The sequence below is a fragment of the Methanomassiliicoccales archaeon genome (genome assembly GCA_026394375.1).
GTDB lineage: Archaea > Thermoplasmatota > Thermoplasmata > Methanomassiliicoccales > UBA472 > JAJRAL01.
The window spans coordinates 84418-105765 of sequence record JAPKYJ010000003.1 but is presented as its reverse complement, the minus strand read 5'-3'; the positions used below and the strand labels follow the sequence as shown (position 1 = coordinate 105765).

Sequence of the window (21348 nt, the reverse complement as noted above, 5' to 3'; positions counted from 1 at the left end):
GTTGAGCATGGCCAGCAATGCCGATAATCCGCCGAAGTTGGCGCCGTACCCGATGCTGGTGGGTACGGCTATGATCGGCTTGTTCACCAGTCCGCCTATCACGCTGGGCAAAGCGCCTTCCATGCCCGCCACCACGATGAGCACGTCCACGTCCGCCTTCAGCATGTCCTCCAGGGGAGTGAGGAAGCGGTGGAAGGCCGCCACTCCTATATCGTAGGAAGTGAGGACCTCGCAACCCATGGTCTCGGCGACGATCCTGGCCTCGTCTGCAACGGCCACATCGGAAGTGCCGGCGGCCAGTATGCCTATTCTGCCTACCTTGCTCCTCCGTACCCGGCGGTCCACGGTGATCATCTTGGAGAGCTTGTGATACCTGACCCCTTTCTTGCCGATGCGTTTTACTACCGTGCGGAAGTGCTGCTCGGAGGCGCGGGAAACTAGCACGGCCTCCTTGTCCTCCAGCACCTTCTCCACGATCTCCGCCACCTGCTGGGGCGTCTTGGTCTCGCCGAAAATGATCTCGGGGATGCCTTTACGCGCTTCGCGCGAGTGATCGAACACCGTATGCTCGCCCACCTTCTCGATGAAGTCCAGACGCAGCAGCCTTTCGGCCTTGGCGCTGTCGATCTCTCCCTTCTTGTACATGTCCAGCACGTCACGGATGTTCATCTTGTCCCTCAGCTCCCCATGCCGATAGGTCGCAATGTGTAATGGTCCCTCAGAGATAACATTTATTGTCAGGCCACGATTCATGCACGTGGACGAGGTCGAAGGAAAGCTACGCGCATTGCAGCGAAGGTTGAGCGAGCTGGGAAGGGTGGCCGTCGCATTCTCCGGAGGAGCGGACAGCACCTTGCTCCTGGCCACGGCGAAGCTCGTGCTAGCGGGGGACGTCATCGCCGTGACTGTGCGTACCGAGCTCCATGGAGGGGAGGAGGTCGAAGAGGCCGTCCGTTTGGCCCAAGGTATCGGAGTGCGACTTCTGCTCCTGGAGAGCAAGCTCCTCCAAGACCCGAAAGTGGCTGCCAACGGCCCAGAGCGCTGCTACCTATGCAAGAGAAAGCTCTTTGAACTGATATCGTCCCAGGCCCAGAAAGAAGGGTATCTGGTGGTTGTCGACGGCACAAACGCCGACGATGCCCGCTCGTCCAGGCCGGGTCTGAAGGCCCTCCGGGAGTTGGGTGTGGTCAGTCCCTTGGCGGAGGCGGGCATGACCAAGTCAGAGGTCAGGGAGGCATCGGGCCGGCTTAAGCTCTCGACGAAAGAAAAGCCCAGCAATCCCTGCCTGGCGACCCGCATTGCTTTCGGAGAGAAGCTCACTTCCAAGAAGCTAGAGATGGTGGCCAGGGCGGAGTCATCGTTGCGCGACCTCGGTTTCGAGGAGGTCCGGGTGAGATACCATGGCACCGTGGCAAGGATAGAGGTGCCTAAGGCATCGATGGACAAGCTCCTGCAGCTGAGGGAGGAAGCGGCCGAAGCGGTCAGATCGGCCGGCTTCACCTACGTCGCCATGGACCTCGATGGATATCGGAGCGGCTCGATGGAGGAAGCACTTCAAAAAGGAGAAGGGCGGCGCTAGCGCGATTGCTTGGACGCGATCTGCTCCCCATCACATGCGCGAGCGTGTGAATCTGAGACCATTCACCAAGGCCGTGGGAGCCAGGACGGGGATCTCCACCTCCCACCACTTGATCCACTTGCGCTCCTTGGACAGAGCACTGGTGTCGCTCAATATGCGCAGGACATTGTCGCTGATGCGCATCTCTTTGATGGACTTACCTATCTGGCCGTTCTCGATCAGGAACATCGCGTCTCGGGGTATGGTGGAGAAATCCCCGGTCTGCATGTTCTGGTAGCGGAGATACCAATTGTTCGTGACGTAGATGCCCTTGTCAACCGAACGGATCAGCTCGTCCACGCTTCTTGTGCCAGCATCGACGGTCAGATTGAAAGCGTGCGGAGCGACCAGACCGGCGTTGGCCGTGCTCTCCACCCCGAACTTCTTGGCCGTGGCGCTGTTGTGCAGGTAGCTCTTCAGAACTCCCTTCTCGATTATCGCTGTCCGCCGCGTCGGCAGTCCCTCGGAGTCGAAGGCGTATGAGCCGTACGCACCTGGCAACGTGGCGTCATCGCACACCGTGAGCTGTTCGGAGCACACCTTTTGCCCCATCTTGCCCGCCAGGAAGGAGAACCCGGCGTCCACGCTGAAGGCCGACGCCATCCTGCCAGCATGCTGCACTAGGTCTGCGAAGACCAGCGGACCGAGGACCGCCTCGTACTGCCCCGGTTCGATGTTCACCGGGTCCTTGGCCAGGACCGCCATCCTCCCGGCCTCCTCCCCCGCTTCCGATGGCCGGAAGTCCTGCTCTGAGCCCGAGATCCTCACCGCATGTCCGGAGGCGAGGCTTGATTGGAAGGCACGCAGGGACAGCTCCAACGATGATTTCTTGGCCACGCCGAACGCACCCGCGCTCGTCTGGAGCGTGACCCGACTATTGTCGGCGATGAGCGAGCCGGCCACCCGCTCCGCCCCTTGGCCCAACGCCGCATCCATTCCCTCCTTGACATAGGATACGAGCTTCTTCGCCTCCATGGGCACTGGATTGTTCTCGAGCAGCGTCGGTTCGTAGTTGAACGGCCCTTTCGGCAACGGAGCGGACACGTCCCCGGCCGGACCTCTCTTGGCCGATTCCACCACCTTCTTGGATGTGTTGACCAGCGTCCTCTTGGACAGGTCGGCGACGTTGGTGCCCGCCTTGCGTCCGGAATCCGCCACGAAGATGAAAGCCGAGGCCTCCTGGAGCGCATTCGTCACCGTGATCTGATTGTTGGAGAAGCGCACCATGGTGTTCTCGGATTGGGTGACCGCCACCACCGCGTCCGCCACCCCCTCCGCCTTGCAGGTGCGCAGCACCAGCTGGCAGATCTCATCCGCCCTCACGCCGATCCCCCCAGGCGGACGTTGCGCAGCCTCATGTGAGGTCCGCCGGTCCAAACGGGGATGCCCTGCATCGGATCCCCTTTGCCACAGGTGGCGGCGCTGAACCTCAGCTCCTTGCCCACAGCGTCCACTGCGGACCAAAGAGCCGGAGTGGTCATCTCCAGCACGGGGTTGCGCAGTCGTCCTCTGAGCTCGCCGTCCTCGATGCGATAGGCCTCCAGTCCGACGTATCGTTGGTTGTACCTGCGGTCGTCGATGTTCCATTCCATGAAGTTCTTGATGTAGACCCCGAACCGAACGCCTTCCACCAGCTCCTCGAAGCCCAGGTCGCCTGGCTCGACGAACGTGTTGGACATGCGCACGATCGGCTCTCGGTTGTAGGCCACCGACCGAGCGGAGGCGTTGCTCGCCACCCCGAACTCGTTGGCCGTCTCCCGGTTGTGCAGGAACTCGCTGATTCGACCTTCCTTGATCAAGTAGCGCTTCCGGGCCCTTACCCCCTCATCATCAAAGAGATAGAAACCATAGGAACGGGGGATGGTCGGGTCCTCCACCACGTTCACTACCTCTGAACCAACCTTCAAGCCCAACGAATCGCGCTGCAGATAGGTCTCGCCTGCCTGGGCCGCCTCCCTCCCCAGTATCCGGTCCGCCTCTCCCGGATGCCCACTGCTCTCGTGGCTCACAATTCCTACCACGTCCGGGCCAAGGACGACGTCGCTGGTCTCCTCCTTCATCGTCTCTGCCTTGAGCAGTATGCTCGCCAGGTCCTCGACCTCCTTGCCTACGGTGGTGGGCACATCCCAACGCTCCACCCCTTCCCAGCCTGACGACTCGCCCAGATTGATCATGCGCTGCGCCGAGCCTTTCTGAGGGTCGTAGGCGGTGAGGAAGATGTCCATCGCTACCCTCGGTACGCGTGAGTACACCTTCGCGCCTTCTGAGCTGACCACGATCTTCTCCGTGGTCAGCGTGTCCAGGGAGATGTAGCGCCCGGCGAGTTTGATGCCAGACCTCTCGGCCGACCTCATTCCGGCCTCATCTACTTCCTGCAAGAGCGATATGCGTCCTTCCAGGCCCACGGCGTCGAAGCCTACGCGAGGCCTGATCTCCACCTTCCCTTGGCCCATCTCCGCTGGGCCCATGACGATGGGCGATCTGCGAACGCGAGCCGACTCCTTTGCCGCCGACAGAGCGCGCTTCACCACCGACCGCAGATCCTTCTTGGTCATCTGATTGGTGGCCCCGAAACCCAATCCACCGTTCACCAGCACCCTTACCCCGATGCCTTTCTTGGTCTCGAAGGAAGAGACCTCCGGGACTCCATTCTTCAGAAGGTTCGATTCGCTGTGATCCGATTGAAAACGCGCCTCGGCGTAGGTCGCTCCCAGGCTCCGCGCCAACTCGATGACGAAATCCAAGTGATCCTCCATCTTTCTCCCTCCTAGCTTCGCTTGAAACGTGTGGTGCGCGTAGATAAGACCTTCGCCTAATGACGCCAGATTCGTCGACCGTCAGCAAAAAGCATACATACTCGCTTTTCCTAGAATCCCTGCGTGCGCTTCTCCGTCACCCTGCTGCAGTACGAGCATGGCCTAATCCGCCAGGTCATCGATGTTCTAGCCGAGATGGTGAAGAGGCAGGATATGGAGAAGCACCGCCGGCAAGCGATCAGTATCGTCCGGTTCCTGGACGAGTACATGGACAAGTTCCACCATCCGAAAGAGGAGCGATTCCTCTTTCCTGCCGGGGCAAGGGCAGTGGGCGGGATGAGGGACGAGGTGGAGCGACTTCTATTAGACCATCGCAGGGCCCGGGCCATGATATCCAAGATGAAGCGGCAGGCGGGTCAGAAGGACGAGCCTCTGGCCAAGGAGTTCCAGGTCACCGCCCGGCAGCTCATCGACCACCTAGTGACGCATATCCGGCACGAGGAGGACGTGGTCTTTCCCCGGTTCGAGGAGGCGTTGAGCATGGAGGAGGATGAGAAGCTGGCGATGGACTACGCCAAGTTCGCCCAAGGCTTCGATCCGGAGTTCGTGAAGCGGGCCGAGGACTTTGCGGTGAGGATGCAGGACGAGGTCCTCGGGCCCGGCTACTACCAGGGCATCCGCTGAGCTTTTCCGTTCACTTTCTCGGAATAGAGCGAGCCTTCTAGCCTCCAGTGAATGGCGAGAAGAAAGGAAAAGATGGAAAATGAAAAGCGTTTGAGCGCGCCCTTCTCAGGACGCGCATGACCTTCGTCGCTTATGCCTTACGCCGGCGCAGGAACAGGAACACCAGAGCCGCACCCAGGACGATGACCACGATTACGATCGCCAGAGTGTAGTCCGCCGTCGGGTTCATTCCCAAGTTGCCTAGGTTATTTACCAGCCCCGGACCGACGGTGATCTGCTTGCTCAGGTCGTCGAACCCGCTCTTGGTCACTTTCAGTGCGTAGGTACCGCCAGCGATGACAATGGCGAAGTGTCCGGTGGCGTCGGTCAATGCATAGACCGTCGTCATTCCGGGCATGCTCAGGGACACGTTCGCGCCCTGGATCGGGTTGCCATTGGCGTCCTTTACGATACCGGTCACCTGGGTGATGGTCTTGAACACGATCGTCCGGTCGCCGGATATCGCGTTGCCCGCCAGGTCAGTGCCGCTCACCGTCAGGGTGTAGTTCGTCGCGTAGGTAAGCGCACCGCCCACCGGCTGGGTCCAGGTGGCGGTTGTGTTGCCAATGTTCCAGGATGGTGTGCCCATGGTCACTGCCGGCACGCCGACGATGCTCACCGAGGACGTCAGCATCGCCTCAGAGAAGGTAACGCTGACGGTCGTTCCGATCGCCACCGCCACTCCGGTCGGGGATTTGGCAGTGATGGTCGGTGCGACCAGGTCCACGTGGAAGGTGACGCTCACGACCCTCTCGTTGGTGACGTTGTCGATGGCCTTCACGTAGATGGTGTGGTCACCGTGCGTCAGTGCAGCGAAGTCGTGCGTGGCGTTCCAGCCGATGGATGTCCAGTCGACAGCGGTGTCCAGCTTGACCAGTATCTCAGCCACTCCCGATTGATCGTCGACCACGGTCCAAGCGCCGTGTATCAGGGCGACGTTGTAGTATTGGCCCTCAACCGGTGCAGTGATCTCGATGGTCGGCGCGTTCAGATCCACCAGGAATGACACAGAAGCTCCCTTGTGGTGCCCTGCGACATCATAGGCGACTACGTCAACCGTGTGCGATCCCTCGCTCAAGGCAGCGAACCACATGCTGTAGGGTCCGACTCCCTCGATCTTGACCGCCGCTCCGCCGTCGATGGCATAAGTGGTGTGGTTGACACCGCTAGTGGCATCGGTTGCGTTCCAATACGCCGTCACATTGTCCATGTTGGTCATGTAGCCCAGTGCCGGGAAGCTTATGGTCACTTCCGGGTCGGTGCTGTCGGTGATGAAGTTCACATACGACGTGTTCGTGTTCATGGCCAGGTCGAACGCCTTCACGACAACGTTGTGCATTCCATCGTTCAGCATTTCGAACACTTTGCTGATGTCGCTGCCAACGGACTCGAATGGCTCGCCGTTGTAGCTGACCTCGTAGTGATCTATTCCATTCAGGTCAGTGCCGTTCCAGTAGACCGTCACGGTGTCGACATCGAACAGCTGACCCTCATACGGGTCGCTGATCGTCACGACCGGCGCAACAGTATCGATGGTGAAGCTCCGGCTGGCACCTGCGGTGTTCATCGCCATGTCGAAGGTTCTGACTTCCACTGTGTGCGCACCGTCGATCAGTCCGGTGAAGGTGTATGCTTCGTCGGTGCCCACGTTCGTCCAGGTCGCGTTGCCGTCGATCCTTACCTCAGTGTAGTTGATCCCGGATCCGCTATCGCTAGCGGTCCAGACGACCATGACTGAAGTCGTGTTGATGTACGCGTCGACCAGCGGCTGGCTAATGACGACCGTCGGCGAGATGGTGTCGACGGTGAACTCCACCGACTTCACGACCTCGTTCCAGATGATGTCATGCGCCTTGACGGTCACGTTCTGCAAGCCTTGTCCCAGACCTGTGAAGTTATACCACATTTGGGTCCAGCTCTGGTCGCTCACGAGCACGCCATTGAGGAACACCGTGGTGTTCTGCATGCCGTCCGGGTCGCTAGTAACCCAGGTGACGTTCATCCAGGTCCGGCTGAAGTAGCCGCCGCTCGCTGGATAGGTGATATCCAGGGACGGAATTGCGGTGTCGACGATGATATCTTGCGCTTCATTGCAGACGTTGCCCGCTTCATCGGTGACGTTCAGGTAGATGGTATATGCGCCATCTGCCAGAGTGTCACTGCCCAACAGGTCCCAGATGTCGTAGGTTAGGACGCCCACGGCTGGGTTTGCGGTCCCGATCAAGCCACCAGTTGAGTTGGTGATCTGAAGCATCTGGTCGACGATCGGAGCGCCAAAGATGTCGGCTGTCGCCGTCCACTCGATGGTGAAGTTGTTGTCGTTAGTGTACCAAACAGGGTCCACAGTCGACGGCACCACGAATTCGCATTCCGGTCCAACGATGTCAATACCGATGTCCTGTACCTTATTGACGACGTTGTCAGCTTCATCGGTGACGTTCAGGTAGATGGTATAGTTGCCATCTTCCAGAACTTCACTGCCCAACAGGTCCCAGATATCGTAGCTTAGATCGCTCACGCCCGGATAGGCGGTCCCGATCAAGCCACCTGTGCTGTTGGTGATCTGAAGCGTCTCGTTGAATATCGGTGCCAGGCTGATGGTCACTGTCCACTCGATGGTGAAGTTGTTGTCGTTGGTCCACCAGCGGCCAAGCATATCCTCAGGCACAACGAACTCGACCACCGATCCAACGGTGTCCACACCGATGTCCTGTACCTCGAGCTCATAGTTGCCCGCTTCGTCAGTGACGTTCAGAAAGACAGTATAGTTGCCATCCTCCAGGGTCAAATTGCCCAACAGGTCCCAGATTGTGTAGTTCAGGGCACTCACAGCCAGGTAGGTGATATTGATCACGCCACCAGTGCTGTTGGTGATCCAGAGCGTCTGGTTGAATATCGGTGCCAGGTTTATGGCCACGGTCCACTCGACGGTGAAGTTATTGTCGTTAGTCCACCAGCGTCCAGAAACATCCTCGGGTACCACGAACTCGACGACCGGTCCAACGGTGTCGACGGTGAAGTTGGCCTCCTTCGAAACGTGGTTGAGGGCCATATCATAGACAGTCACTTCTATCAGGTATGCCCCATCGGACAGGTTACTTCCCCAGACGTCGCCGATCTTTGTGGTGTTCGTGGTTCCAGTGATCGTCAGCGTCATGGTGACTGGCGTCGCGGTCAGGTTGGTTATCTTGACCACGCTGTGGTCGATCGCCGTGCCTGTACCGGTCGCGTTCCATTCCGCGGTGAAGTTATTATTATTCCAATAGGTGTCGTTGGTGGGGTGTGTGATAGATAATGTTGGATCCACTGTGTCGATCTGGAACTCTTCGTCGTCGGTAGCGTTGTTGCCAGCCTTGTCGAACGCCTTCACCTCTATGAGGTAGAAGCCATCCTCGAGGTCAGCATGGGCGACCGTGAAGTTGGTTATGTACGCGCTGAGGTCCAGGCCAACATCGACCCAACCGGAATCAAGACCACTGCTGTTCGTCAAGTTCACCTCGAAGTGATCGAGCCCGCTGATTATGTCGCTGCCCTCCCACACCAGGGTGAAGTTGACCACGTTAGTGATCCAGTCGTCCGCTGGGTAGGTGATGTTGACGTATGGCAAGGTCAGATCCACCATGATCTCCTCGTCGTCCCACGCGCTGTTTCCAGCCATGTCGAAAGCGGTCACGTTGAATGTCCAGTTGCCCTGGTCAAGGAGCAATCCGCTGGTCAGATTGGTTATCCATGCGGAAACGTTCAACCCAACATCCACCCAAGTGGAGTCGAAGCCAGTGTCGTTGGTGAGGCGGATCTCGTAGTGATCAACGCCAGTCCAGACATCGCTTCCCGTCCAGAAGATGGTCATGTTCTGCTGATTGGTGATGACGTCATCGGCCGGATCATAGATGTCCACGACCGGATCGACGTTATCAACATTGAACCCGACGCTATCAGTGTACTCGAACGTGGTGTTGTCGACGAGCTTCACCATGAACGTATAATTACTGTTCGTGAGGCTGGTTCCGTTCAAATCATTCCAGTTGTTGAGTTGGGTGATGTAGAATGAGGTCGAGGTCCCGAATATGACCCAGCCGCTGTCATAGGTGGCATTTGCGAGCCTGAGCTCGAAGTGACCGAGGAGCGTGTTCTGGACAAGTTCGTAAGTCCACGACGCGGTGAAATTGCCAGGGTAATAGCCGCCTTCCGCTGGCACAACTATGTCCACGTCCGGCGTGATGTTGAAGTTCACCGAGGCTATGTTGCCGGGATTCGTCAGGTTATCGTATGCTTGGACCTCTAGCGTCCACCATCCTGATGTAAGATTCACGTCCGATGTGAAGTTGATGATCCATGGGGCGTTGTCCAGGCCAACGTTCACCCAACCATAGGTGTAGGGGCCAGTGTTGTTGATCAACCTGCCCATGAAGTGATCCACCGTGGATAGGGCATCAGTGGCATTGTAGTAGGCAGTGAAGTTGACAAGCTGCGTCTCCCAATCATCGGTGGGGAATGTAATCGTTGTCACGGGGCCGGTCGTATCGACGGTGCAAGTCACGTTGGCGCGGTCCTTTTCAACCGTTGGTCCAGCCGTTTCATTCATCATTGTTCTGACATTGACATAATAGATTCCGTCTGCTAGACCCGAATATTCATGACTGATGTTCACGGTGTCATTATACCAGGAACCCCAGGTGCCATGCCAGATTCTCGTTTCGGACCAATTCGTGTCAGAAGCTGGACCCAAATCGGTCACATTCCAATATACAGTGCCTGCGCCCGTGTTGATAAATGAGTTGTTCGTCGGCGAGCTGATGGTGACAGTATAGTCTCCTGCAGCCATAGGGGCTGCAGGAACGCTGACGCCATCGGCTGATACCGCGACGCTGCTCAGAAGCAGCGCGCAGAGCATCATCAGGCAAGCGCCTGATAACAATAACCTATTGCGATTTTTCATCTGTAACATCCCTTTCCCTTGAAACTCTCCAGTGGTCCTGGAAGTTTCTCTTGGATTACACCAATTTTTATCATAGTATTTAAAGTATGGCACGCTGGTCGCAAATGCCGATGCAAGCCCCCGCATAGCTGGATAGCCTGCCCCGGTGCATTCTCTAACACTATCAGAAAGAATAACACGGAAGGTCCAAGTCATGAACGATGCGCCAAGATCGCCCAGACCTGAAAGGAGAGTGAATGGCGCCGAGTGAGAGATTCGAACTCCCGAGGCGTTACCGCCAGTAGCTCGCTCGGAGATCAAACGTCCATTCGAGGCTACCGCCTTTCCGGGCTAGGCTACCTCGGCGCGGCTTCTGCCAATGACATACATCTATTTCTAGCTTCTATCGATGCTTCATTGCGCTTGGCTCATCGGACCCACGCGAAAACGGTAAATTCTAGGGAGCGTTCTCCTTCATGTAGGGCTCTGCATGCCGTCCGTAAGAATTCAGAAGGGAGAGGAAACCAAACCGGTGCAGTTGAGCGAAGGTGCGACGATCGAGGATCTCCTGCGGCAGCTCGGCCTCTTCCCGGATGCGCACATCGTGATGATCGGCGCGAGACCCGTTCCCTTGACCTATGTCCTGGTCGAAGGCGATCTGCTCCGAATTCTAAAGGTCGCCTCTGGCGGCTGATGCTGAAGATCAGCTCATAGATAGGCTGCTAGAGCCCAACTTATAGTCGCGGCGATGAAAACCGCTCCCATGAAGAAGGAACCGGTCATGGGTGTGCCATCCACCTGCGAGCACCACGAACGGCTTTCCCATGCGCCATGCCGCCGAGAGCTGAGAACCGCTCATCCTCAACCCCATGCACTCCAACCGATAAGCAGATCGCTCGGTTCGAACCCCGACGATAACCCGTGCAATCGCTTCTATCGCCGAAAACTATATATTTAGCATCGGGAACTAAAGGGCAGGAAGAACACTCCGGGTTGACGCCCGGTTAGTGCATAATCATGATCACTATCACCCAGTCATCATATCCTTGCATAGGATACCATAGGGGTAGATTCGACCAGAGCGCGTTCGGTCCAGGTGACCGGAAGCGCGAAGGCGGCAGCTAGACCGGACAAGGTCTGCGGACTGTTTTTCCCAACCGAGAACAAACAAAAGGTGTGACCAATGAATATCGATCCCAGTACTACCAAGTACTTAATAAAGGCAAGACTGAACGCTGACGGCATAGTGGAGAAACCTGACGTGGTCGGCGCAATCTTCGGGCAGACGGAAGGCCTGCTCGGGGACGAGCTCGACCTGCGCGACCTGCAGAAGAGCGGCAGGATAGGCAGGATCGAGGTCGACGTGCACTCCAAGCAGGGCAAATCCGAGGGCGATGTGCTCATCCCCTCCTCCCTGGACCAAGTGGAGACCGTCATCCTCGCTTCCGCCCTGGAGACCATCGATCGAGTAGGCCCGTGCAGGGCCAAGATCGCGGTCGAGAGCATCGAGGACGTGAGGATCAGCAAGAGGCAAAAGATCATCGAAAGAGCTAGGGACCTGCTCACCGACCTCATCAAGCAGTCCAAGACCAGCGGCATCGACCTCACGGAGAGCGTGCGGCAGTCGGTGCAGGTGGAAGAGGTCATCTACTTCGGCAAGGAGCGGCTGCCAGCCGGTCCGAACGTACCGGAATCGGACGCCATCATCGTCGTGGAAGGCCGGTCGGACGTGCTCAACCTGCTCAAATCCGGCATCAAGAACGCCATCGCGGTGGAGGGGACGAACATCCCCAAGAGCATCAGCGATCTTTCGAAGGAAAGGGTCATCACAGCCTTCGTGGACGGGGACCGGGGTGGAGAGCTCATCCTGCGTGAACTGTTCCAGGTGGCGGAGGTGGACTTCGTTGCTCGCGCCCCGCGCGGTCTCGAGGTAGAGGAACTGACCCAGAAGCAGATCATGAAGTGCCTGCGCAACAAGGTGCCGGCGGAACAGTTCATCGAGATGTTCGGCCTGGAGGGCGACCAGGTCATGTCCCGCAACGGGGAGAAGGCCGCTCTGAAGCGCACGGAGATCGAGGAGAAGGCCGATCGTGGCGAGAAGTCCGATCGGCCGGAGCGCCCGGAGAAGCCCGAGCCTCGACAAGAGCAGCAGCGCCCGGAGCAGAAGCAGGAGAAACCTGAACGCCAGGAGCGCCCGGAACGACAGGAGAGGCCAGAAAGGCAAGAACGGTCCGAGAGACAGGAGCGGCCTGAGCGTCAGGAACGCCAGGAGCGCGTGGAAAGGGCCGAGCCAACCGGAACCGCGGAAGAGCCTCGGGAGCTTAAGGGTCCGGCCAAGAAGCTCAACGCCGCCCAAGAGAAGTACAAGGGCATCATCAATGAGCTTTCGGCCACGTCCAAGGCCAGGCTCATCGGCGCCAACGGCGCCGTGATGAAAGAGGTGCCTGTCAAAGAGCTCGTGAACACCCTGAAGGAAGGAATGGAAGGGCTGAGCGCCATCGTCTTCGACGGCATCATAACCCAGCGCATACTGGACATCGCCGCGGACAAGAAGATCGGCACCATCATCGGAGCCAAGATGGGCAATATCACCAAGCAACCGGCCAACGTGGAAGTGTGGACCAAGGAAGACCTGAACTGAGGACGGCCATGAAGGCACAAGGCGCGAAGCTCCCCGACCTGAAGGCGATCTCCACCACTTCGGACATAAAGATCCCTCAGGACCCGCTCATGCGGGTCATCGGTCAGGAAGAGGCCGTGGCCTTGGCCAAGATCGCCGCCACCCAACGCAGGCATCTGCTGTTGGTCGGACCACCGGGCACGGGCAAGAGCATGATCGCCCAAGCCCTCGCCCTCTATCTCTCCGTCCCCACAGAAGAGATAAGGGTGGTGCATAACCCAGAGAATCCGGAACGACCGCTGGTCGAGGTCAAGAAGGATGTCGAGGTGAGGAGCGAATACCAATCGAAGGAGTTCGCCTCCGGGGACCTGGTCGATCCCAAGAATGCGCCAGTGAACGTGGCCGAGAGACTGGGTTATAGGTGCCGCAACTGCGGCCATTATTCTTCTTACAGGGAACGTTTCTGCAATAAGTGCCAGAAACCAAAGACAGGGGACGCGAGCGCCACCGGAACTCCTTTTGGCGACATCATGACCGGGCTGCTGGAGGCCGGATTGGCCGGAGGACAGATGCAGCTGGGAGGGGCTGGCAAGGACCGAGTCACCACCACCCGCAACCGCTTCGGCAAGGAGGAGGTGGTGGTGTTCGAGCGCACCGGCGAGATGATCCGGGTGTTGGACCAGGCGGCCCTGGAGAAGCGGCGCGAGCTGGAGAAGATCAGACCGCGCAAGGTCATCGTGCCCCTGGAGCGAAATCCATTCGTGCTAGCCACCGGAGCGAGCGAGACCGAGCTCCTGGGCGACGTGCGCCACGACCCTTATGGCGGGCATCCGCAGCTGGGAACTCAGCCATATGAACGAGTGATCGCAGGCGCTATCCAGGAGGCGCATCAGGGAGTGCTCTTCATCGACGAGCTATCGCATCTTGGGCACCTTCAGAGATACATCCTCACCGCAATGCAGGAGAGGCGCTTTCCTATCACCGGCCGCAATCCTCAGAGCTCGGGCGCAAGCGTCAAAGTGGAGAACGTGCCCTGCGATTTTATTCTCGTAGGCGCCTGCAACATCCAGGACCTAGAACTGGTGCTCTCTCCTCTTCGCTCGCGCATCAACGGCAACGGATACGAGGTGCTGGTCAAGACCACCATGGAGGATAGCGAGACAAACCGCGCCCGGGTGGCTCAGTTCGTGGCGCAGGAGATCGCCGTGGACGGGAAGATACCGCCTGCGACCATCGAAGCGGTGCACGCCATCCTGCACGAGGCCAAGCGCCGGGCCAAGGTGATCGATGGCCAGAGCAACTCCCTGACCGTCAGACTCAGAGAGCTTGGAGGCCTCATTCGAGCGGCTGGCGACCTGGCTTCGATGGAAGGGGAGAAGCTCATCGACCGCAAGCATATCGAGGAAGCGATCAAGCGCAACCGCTCCATCGAGGAGCAGATCAAGGACCGCTACGGCTCCTATGCCAAAGGTCTCGGTTCGGACATATCCTCCTCGCAGAAAGAGAAGTCGCCATACTACTTCTGGAACGAGCATGGCGACGACAAGATGTTCCATTGACCTAGAAGAAGGTCTGCATGCGGTAGGCGTCCTCACCGTTTGTGTAGTACGAATCGATCCTTCCCGTGATCTGGAACCCCAGCTTCTGGTAGAACCTTATGGCGGGGAGGTTGCTCACTCGCACCTCCAGGCCCACGGTCCTGATGCCCTTGTTGGCGCACTCCCGCTCGAACGACCGGTAGAGCAGGCTGCCTAGCCCTCTCATTCGATGTGGAGGTTCGACGGCCAACATGAGGATGCGCGCCTCCGCCCGAGAGACCATGATGCCGAAGACGAACCCGATGATGTCCCCACCCTCCTCCAATACGATCAATCCTCCTGGCCAGTAGGCGTAGAGATCGGTGAACACCGTGATGGAGTAGGTCTCGTTGAGCGCCTTGCAGGCCAGGTTGTACACCTGCCCGAGGTCGCGGTGCTCGAAGGGACGGAGCCGCACGGCGCTCGCCATCGGTGCGATTCCTCTTAATCCTTTTCCGCGCTGCCCAGACCAAGGGAATGCTCGCCAAGAGCGTCAGGTAGATCGAACCATCGGAGACGATGGCCTGAGAGCGGATAACATGCACCCTGATGTCCTTGCTGGCGGTGTTGTTGTAGCTATCGACCACGGTCAGCCTGACCAGAACATCGCCGGTGATTTCCAGGTAGCACAAGGCTCCATTCCATTCGCAGCTGCCGTCCGCGCCCACGTCCCACAAATAGGATACGATGCCCGCGGGATCGTAGCAATTGCTGGCGTTGAGCACCAGGTGCAATCCAGCGGCCAGGTCCACCGAATCTGGGATATCGATGATGGCTGGCAGGCTCGGATCAGGCACCCAGTCCCCCTCGAAAGCATGAGCGAAGAAATCCGCTACCGGCCCGGATTCGATCATGAGACCGACCTCGCGGTTGCGATCGAACGGCCCGCTGCCCCAATTGATGCTGGAAACCAGCACCGAGTCATCGACGATCATCCCCTTGTTGTGGATGACCTCGAAGCCATGGTACGGGGTGGAGAGGCGCGCTTGGAGGTTTGGAAGTTGAAAGCTCTCTGCCAGGTTGCCCAAATACTTCACCACCTCAGAGTTCTTACCGCCATCCCCCGTGTTGTACCAGGAGCCGTCAAGCAGCACCTGGACCAGGACGCCACGACGGGCCACCTCCAGCAGGTCGGAAACCAAACCGTCGTCATGGAGCAACGCGGGTTCGCAGTAGAATTGCTCCACCAGAACCCTCGTGCTAGCGCTTCTCACCATGCCCCGCAGGATTTCCAAGGAATTCTCCGGAGAGAGGACTGTGGTTACGCCTGCCCAAGAGGCCGGAGATGGCTCGTTCCCATCGTCCCCTTGCCATCCTGGACCGGATGCCAGCTCAAAGGGTTCACTGAATTCCGGACGGACCACGTCCAAACGGTCTAATGAGTAATCAGCCTCGAAGACCCTGAGGAAGTATCTGGCTAGGGACTCGTCCTCCACGCTCACGCCCCATCCTCGGTTGCCGTTCAGCGAATCATGCATCCAGTTCTCTGATGTGACCAATAGGCGACGGGCGTCGATGACCGCATATTTGCAGTGCACGAAGTCGTACCGCCGATAGCCGTCGAAGGCTTTGATCAGGTGCACGTCGCAGCCGTGGGCCTGTAGAGCAGATAGCAGACGGGTCTCGGTCGAAGGGATGCCGCCCACCGGCTGTCCTTCCACCAACAGGCGGACTTCCACTCCTCGCGCCCTCGCTCGGAGCAGCTCTCTGCCCACCGCCTCATCCCCGATCTCGTAGATGGCGATGCTCACGTTCTTCTGTGCGTAGTGGATCTCCCGCAGCAACCTCGATCTAGCGTTGTCTGGACAGAGGAAAGGCTCCACATAAGCCTCTCGATATTCCTCATCGAAGTTCGAGCGCCCCGGCGTCCCAGCAAGCCAATCGATCGAGCTGTCCGTGTCCGAGCCTCCGGTCCGGACCAGCCACCGCCCCGGGCCCGGCTTGGCCACCGGCGGGCCTACCCACCCTGGTCCTTGGTGCTCCGTCGCACCATATGGAATGACGTCCTGCAAAGAACCATCCGCCCCCAGAAGCTGGACCTCATCGCCTTGGTCGGCCAGGGCGAATCGCCCCTTCCTATCCAGCTCGGTCGAAACGAAGGAGATGGCGCGTACCCCTGGATCCAGCCGGAGCTGCATAGAAGAATTGGAGCAGAGCGAGAGCCTCTCCTCGGGTCCCAGGACAACGCCCGCTCGGAAAGTGAGCCATCCTTCGCCGTCGGAGACCGTCCATCGATCCAGGTCCACCGTCCCCTTGCCCAGGTTGATGATGGTCACCGACTCACAGGCGAAATCCGGAAGGATGGCATGGATGCGCACAAGACCGTAGTCAAGGGAGCGTTCCTGCATCATCTCACCGGAAGCGCTAGGTGATGAGAGGGCGACGTGCATGGTGGGGAGGATGAAAAACAAGGCGACTATGCAGAACGTGCCCCTCATCGTCGCGGAAGCTGCAGGCCTCTCGAAATCGTGTTCCACTACAATGAGCCTGTTCTCTCAGACTAGTTCAGATGTAACGTACAAGGTCCTCGAGCGCCGCTCTCGGGTCCTTGGCCTTGACTACTCCGGAGGCCAGGAGCACGCCTTTGGCGCCGAGCTGGATGGCTCGCTTGACGTCCTCGCCGGTCTTCACCCCGGCCCCGCACAGAACGACTATGCCAGCGTCCACCCGATGCACCGCCGCTACCGCCCTCTCCACCACCTCTGGCCTGGCGTTGGTGACCGATACCTCCCCTCCGATGAGCTCAGGGGGTTCGATCGCGATCATGTCCGGACCGAGCTTGGCCAGGAAGCCGGATGTCTCCGAGGTATCGGCGCAGACGCAGGATATGAGCCTGTTCTTTCTGCAGGAGCCGATGACCTGGGCGATCGCTTCCTCGGGTAGTCTATGCTCGGAATGATTGATGAGCGTGCCGACCGCGCCTGCCGCCTTCACCATTTCCGCGGTCACCCAGCCCGTGGCCGAGCCGGGGTCTTTCGGATCAACATGCTGCGCCATAACCGGTAGCTTGGTCCCGTGGACCACCGCGGAAAGCTCCACTGTTGGAGGGCAGACAACGATGTTCACGCCCGAAGTCTCGGCCACGTCCTGGCAGAGCTTGGAGAGAGCCAGAGCTTTCTTCCCCTCCACCTCGCGGTAGACCTTGAAATTGATGATGACCGCCGGGGTGCGGAGCTCAGTCAATGTCTTCCATCCTTTTGGTCAGCTTCTCCAGGACCGCGGGACGGGTGGTGTACTCCATCTCCTCGGGGCCGAGGATGCCAGGCATGAACGGGCCGTGCTGGCGGATGTAGATGCTGACCTTGACTGCTTTCCGTCGAGCTTCGTCCCATACGCTGCCGGCGAAGAAGTCCACCGGCCTGTGCACTCCGGGAGATGATCCCGGCTCCTCCAGGCCCTGGAACTTGCCGTTGCTGATCTGCAATCCCAAGCACACGACACGGGGAGGACCATCGAAGTAGGAGGGGTCGGAATCCTCCACGGAGCATGGGTACCAAGCGCCATAGTGAGAACCGCGCATCCATCCCGCGACCAGCTGAGGGAACATATAAGGTTGCAGGACCTCGCCCACCGCCGGAAGACCGCTCTGGCAGCGCACTACACAGACCGGGTCATCCTTGCCCACATACTTGCCGGCGCAAACGTTCAGCTTCTCGGTGCTGACCACCGACGCCACTCCGATAGATGCATCCTTGCTAAATATGCGTTTGATGGCGTATCTGGTCGTGTCCCCGAGCAAGCTGAGGATGTCATAGCTTTCCTCAGGAGAGGACATGACGATCTTCTTGCACTTGAACACGTCCACGATCTCGAATTTGAAGCCTACATGCATTCGAGGGTCGATGACCAGGCCAGTGGTGGTGAACGGATCCATGAAGATGCGCGTGAGCGGAAGGGAATAGGCAGAGGGTTCGGTCTTGTCCGCCATGAAGAAGAGGACCGGTTCCGAGCCGCGTTCCACGAACTCCATCTCGGCGGCTCCCGGTCCCGCACCTCGGACGTTCCCGGAGAAGGCATCCTTGAGGATGTCCTGGCCGGCGGCGTAAAGCTTCATGTCCTTGGCGGCCTTGGACGCGGTCATGAAGGCCTCCCAGGCCAGTCCGTGGACGTCCTTGTGATTCTCTCCTTTCCCGTGAGCCATGAACAGGTTGATGTCGTCGCCCACCCGGGTGACGAAGAAGTCGTTAATGACGTCCGCCTTCATGCCCTCCCGAAGGACGTCCTCGCACAGCGCCATCATCTTGGGGTGGGGTCGGGAGTGACCGACCACCGAGCCCACGTCAGCCTTGATAACCGAAACCGTCACTTTGTTGACCATATGGCCATCCCTTTCCTTGGATGCTCAAAGAATGTAATGGCTATATAAAATACTTGACATACCAGCTGGACCTGGAATGGATCTGAACAGGGGCGTCATTCCGGCCTCGCCCCCAGGGGTTATCACCTAGCCCGTGATCTGTTCATTCCAACGAGATGGCGGAGACGGGGCAGGCGTCGGAGGCGGACTGTGCGCACGCCTTCTTGTCATCTGGGATTTCCCCGTCGGTCGGGCCTCCCTTCCTGAAAGGTGCCTTCAGCGAGGAGTTGCCGTCTTCGCCCTCTTCGAAGACGTCCGGGCATTCATCATTGTAGCACAATCCACATGCAGTGCACGCATCGTGATCGATCTTTACCTTGACCGGCATGAGGGGCTGTATTGAAGAATTGGGTATTATAATGTTACCGGAATCCATCTGCCTTCGGCATTTGAAATCGGCCTTGTCCAGAGAACACTGGACCGTGGCCAGCCTATAAATATGGACGGGGCTTATCCCTCCGGCGGGAGAGCCATGAACGAGACGGCACCGATGCGCGACTCGAAGAGCATCACTGCGAACGACTTCGACAAAGATGTCTGCGTCGAGGGGTGGGTGCAAGACACCCGAGCCTTGGGCGGCATAGCGTTCGTCATCCTTCGCGATCGACACGGAGTGATACAGGTAGCGGTGCCGAAGAAGAAGGTCACGCCCGAGCTTTTCGCTGGCATCACCACGGTGCCAAGAGAATCGGTCCTGCGCGTCACCGGCGCAGTCAAGCAGAGCCAGCAGGCTCGGGCCGGATATGAGCTCATTCCCTCTTCCTACGAGGTGGTCTCCACCGCCCATTCCCCATTGCCTATGGGCGTTGTGGACAAGGTCTCGGTGGAGACGGAGACGCGGTTCAACCACCGCTTCATGGACCTGCGCAAGCCAGAAGTGAGGGCGGTGTTCGAGCTGAAGTCCATGGCATTGCAGCTCATCGATCACTATCTGGTGGAGAATGGCTTCGTGGAGGTATTCACGCCCAAGATCGTGGCCTCCGGAGCAGAGGGGGGAGCAACGCTCTTCAAGATCGACTATTTCGGCAAGGAAGCCTACTTGGCGCAAAGCCCACAGCTGTACAAGCAGATGCTCATGTCCACCGGCCTGGACCGGGTGTTCGAGATCGGCCCCGCTTTCCGAGCCGAGCCATCGGACACCATCCGCCACGTCTCGGAGTTCATCAGCTTCGACGCGGAGATGGCGCACATCCGCTCCATGCGGGATGTGCTTGATGTGCTGGAGGGCTGCGTCCAATACACCTTGAAGGGAATAGCAGAGCAGGGCCAGGACCTGCTGTCGAAGGCGAACGCCGAGATCAAGCTGCCGAAGACACCCTATCCCGTGATCACCTACTCGGATGCTCTGGACCTGGTGAACAGGGAAGGATGCAAGATGGCCAAGGGAGAGGATCTGGGCACCGAAGGAGAGAAGGCCCTAGGGGACGTCATGGCAGCGAAAGGCTACGACGTCTACTGGATCACCGAATATCCCGAAGAGGCCAAACCCTTCTATATCATGGAGAGGGACGGCACGCCCTTCTCATTCTCCTTCGATCTGGACTACCGAGGACAGGAGATCGCCTCTGGTGGACAAAGGGAGCATCGCTACGACCGCTTGGTGGAGCGCATGGGCAAGAAAGGGCTGGAACCAAGCTCTTTCGATTTCTATCTGAACGCGTTCGCTTACGGTATGCCCCCGCATGGAGGCTGGGGATTGGGGGTGGAGAGGTTGCTGCAGAAGATGCTCGGCCTCCCTAACATACGCGAGACCATCCTCTTCCCCCGGGACCGCAACCGTTTGTCGCCTTGATGAGGCCGTGCGATTCAAGATGTAAGCAATGAGCGGCGAAGGTTCCATTCAGGAGAAGACTTCAAGCGATAGCATGATGTTCCAGGGACCGATGCCGGAAGAGGGCGGATATGACCGAAGCCCGATTGATGACCTCGACCCTCAAGAAGAGGGATCGCAGGCCGATCGCATCTCTTTCTTCGTGGCCGGAGACCCGCAGCCCAAAGGTAGCACGCGCTCGTTCTACGTCAAGAAGCTGGATCGGGTGGTCACCACGACCACGAACCGGAACACCAAGCAATGGCAGCTTCGGGTGGCCACGGAGGCCCAGAGGGCCAATGAGGCACGCAGGATCTCCTTCTACTCCAATGATGGCGACTGTGCCTACGAAGTGGAGGCGGAGTTCGTTTTCTCCCGCCCGAAGAGCCTTCCCAAGCGGGTCCACCAGAACACACGCCGCCCTGATCTGGACAAGCTCGTTCGGGCCGTGCTCGACGGCCTCGCCAATGTGATCCTGCCTGACGACTCGCAGGTCGTGAGGATAGTGACCAAGAAGCGCTACGGAGGGCCGGGAGAGATCCCTGGCGCCAAGATCACCATCATCAGATTGGAATGAGAGAACATCTGAGCCCCGCCCTCCTTGACCGTTCGTACGCTCATTCCACTGGGGAGCCGGGTCCGGAATCGGTCCTCAGGCCCAAACGGGCGCTCTTCTGGACGATCAAAGGGCAGATGGCCAAAGGCATGCCTTCTGGGGACTCATAGACCTGGCATTTGTGCGCGTAGGAAAGGCGCATCTCCTTCGCGCACCCGTCACGTCGAACACCTTAGAACTGACATTGGCCAAAATCCCTTCCACAGGGAGCGTTGTTCATTGGCTCTGGCCCTCTATACTATTCTATACTATTGTTAGGATGGCTCCCGCATTAATATCCTTTACTCGGCCTCAGAATACCGTTTGTCAGGGGGCGCCGCTGGCAGTCTGCACTCATAGGGCTCATCATCTCT

At 58.7% G+C, this 21348-nt stretch carries 16 protein-coding genes and 1 tRNA gene; 7 read left to right on the top strand and 10 right to left on the bottom strand.

Annotated features, from left to right (window positions below; genetic code table 11):
- The coding region (gene larB, locus NT137_00605) for a nickel pincer cofactor biosynthesis protein LarB (GenBank protein MCX6651845.1) at positions 1-669 on the bottom strand (669 nt) is incomplete at its 3' end.
- An 88-nt stretch (positions 670-757) separates the two neighbouring features.
- Between larB and larE the strand changes: the two genes are divergently transcribed.
- Positions 758-1579, top strand: a complete 822-nt coding sequence (gene larE, locus NT137_00600; GenBank protein ID MCX6651844.1) for an ATP-dependent sacrificial sulfur transferase LarE — start codon at positions 758-760, stop codon at positions 1577-1579.
- A gap of 30 nt (positions 1580-1609) precedes the next feature.
- On the opposite strand, the gene NT137_00595 is transcribed toward larE, so the two are convergent.
- Both NT137_00595 and NT137_00590 read right to left on the bottom strand, forming a co-directional pair.
- Positions 1610-2941 (bottom strand): TldD/PmbA family protein, encoded by a 1332-nt coding sequence (locus tag NT137_00595; protein MCX6651843.1) that lies wholly within the window; start codon positions 2939-2941, stop codon positions 1610-1612.
- Positions 2938-4374 (bottom strand): TldD/PmbA family protein, encoded by a 1437-nt coding sequence (locus tag NT137_00590; GenBank protein ID MCX6651842.1) that lies wholly within the window; start codon positions 4372-4374, stop codon positions 2938-2940. The genes NT137_00595 and NT137_00590 overlap by 4 nt, the downstream gene beginning before the upstream one ends.
- 123 nt (positions 4375-4497) lie before the next feature.
- On the opposite strand from NT137_00590, the gene NT137_00585 reads away from it, so the two are divergent.
- Entirely contained in the window at positions 4498-5058 is a 561-nt protein-coding gene (locus NT137_00585) for a hemerythrin domain-containing protein (protein MCX6651841.1), read from the top strand.
- A gap of 130 nt (positions 5059-5188) precedes the next feature.
- Here the strand turns inward: NT137_00585 and NT137_00580 are convergent, their stop codons facing one another.
- Together NT137_00580 and NT137_00575 are read right to left on the bottom strand one after the other, a co-directional pair.
- Positions 5189-9637 carry an Ig-like domain-containing protein gene (locus tag NT137_00580; protein MCX6651840.1) on the bottom strand — a complete coding sequence of 1483 codons (4449 nt, stop codon included), beginning with the start codon at positions 9635-9637 and terminating at the stop codon, positions 5189-5191.
- Between the two features lie 636 nt (positions 9638-10273).
- Positions 10274-10381, bottom strand: a tRNA-Ser gene (locus tag NT137_00575).
- 124 nt (positions 10382-10505) lie between these two features.
- Between NT137_00575 and NT137_00570 the strand changes: the two genes are divergently transcribed.
- The 3 genes from NT137_00570 to NT137_00560 all read left to right on the top strand — a co-directional run bounded on the left by NT137_00570 (position 10506) and on the right by NT137_00560 (position 14194).
- Entirely contained in the window at positions 10506-10709 is a 204-nt protein-coding gene (locus NT137_00570; GenBank protein MCX6651839.1) for a MoaD/ThiS family protein, read from the top strand.
- Positions 10710-11198: 489 nt separating this feature from the next.
- On the top strand, positions 11199-12656 hold the full coding sequence (gene dnaG / locus NT137_00565) for a DNA primase DnaG (protein ID MCX6651838.1): 1458 nt from the start codon (positions 11199-11201) through the stop codon (positions 12654-12656).
- Positions 12632-14194 (top strand): ATP-binding protein, encoded by a 1563-nt coding sequence (locus NT137_00560; GenBank protein MCX6651837.1) that lies wholly within the window; start codon positions 12632-12634, stop codon positions 14192-14194. The genes dnaG and NT137_00560 overlap by 25 nt, the downstream gene beginning before the upstream one ends.
- Positions 14195-14226: 32 nt before the next feature.
- On the opposite strand, the gene NT137_00555 is transcribed toward NT137_00560, so the two are convergent.
- The 4 genes from NT137_00555 to NT137_00540 all read right to left on the bottom strand — a co-directional run bounded on the left by NT137_00555 (position 14227) and on the right by NT137_00540 (position 18897).
- Positions 14227-16650 (bottom strand): phospholipase D-like domain-containing protein, encoded by a 2424-nt coding sequence (locus NT137_00555; protein MCX6651836.1) that lies wholly within the window; start codon positions 16648-16650, stop codon positions 14227-14229.
- 67 nt (positions 16651-16717) lie between these two features.
- Positions 16718-17395: a triose-phosphate isomerase gene (gene tpiA / locus NT137_00550; protein ID MCX6651835.1), complete on the bottom strand. Its 678-nt coding sequence runs from the start codon at positions 17393-17395 to the stop codon at positions 16718-16720.
- Positions 17388-18530 carry a fructose-1,6-bisphosphatase gene (locus NT137_00545; protein ID MCX6651834.1) on the bottom strand — a complete coding sequence of 381 codons (1143 nt, stop codon included), beginning with the start codon at positions 18528-18530 and terminating at the stop codon, positions 17388-17390. The genes tpiA and NT137_00545 overlap by 8 nt, the downstream gene beginning before the upstream one ends.
- Before the next feature lie 142 nt (positions 18531-18672).
- A complete protein-coding gene (locus NT137_00540) occupies positions 18673-18897 on the bottom strand; it encodes a ferredoxin (GenBank protein MCX6651833.1) in 225 nt (74 codons plus the stop codon).
- Between the two features lie 144 nt (positions 18898-19041).
- Here NT137_00540 and aspS point away from each other — a divergent pair, with 144 nt between their 5' ends.
- The gene (gene aspS, locus NT137_00535; protein ID MCX6651832.1) at positions 19042-20361 is read left to right on the top strand and encodes an aspartate--tRNA(Asn) ligase; all 1320 of its coding nucleotides are present in this window, start codon (positions 19042-19044) and stop codon (positions 20359-20361) included.
- A gap of 28 nt (positions 20362-20389) precedes the next feature.
- Positions 20390-20956: a RusA family crossover junction endodeoxyribonuclease gene (locus tag NT137_00530; GenBank protein MCX6651831.1), complete on the top strand. Its 567-nt coding sequence runs from the start codon at positions 20390-20392 to the stop codon at positions 20954-20956.
- 40 nt (positions 20957-20996) lie between these two features.
- Here the strand turns inward: NT137_00530 and NT137_00525 are convergent, their stop codons facing one another.
- Positions 20997-21137 (bottom strand): hypothetical protein, encoded by a 141-nt coding sequence (locus NT137_00525; GenBank protein ID MCX6651830.1) that lies wholly within the window; start codon positions 21135-21137, stop codon positions 20997-20999.
- Between the last annotated feature and the right edge of the window lie 211 nt (positions 21138-21348).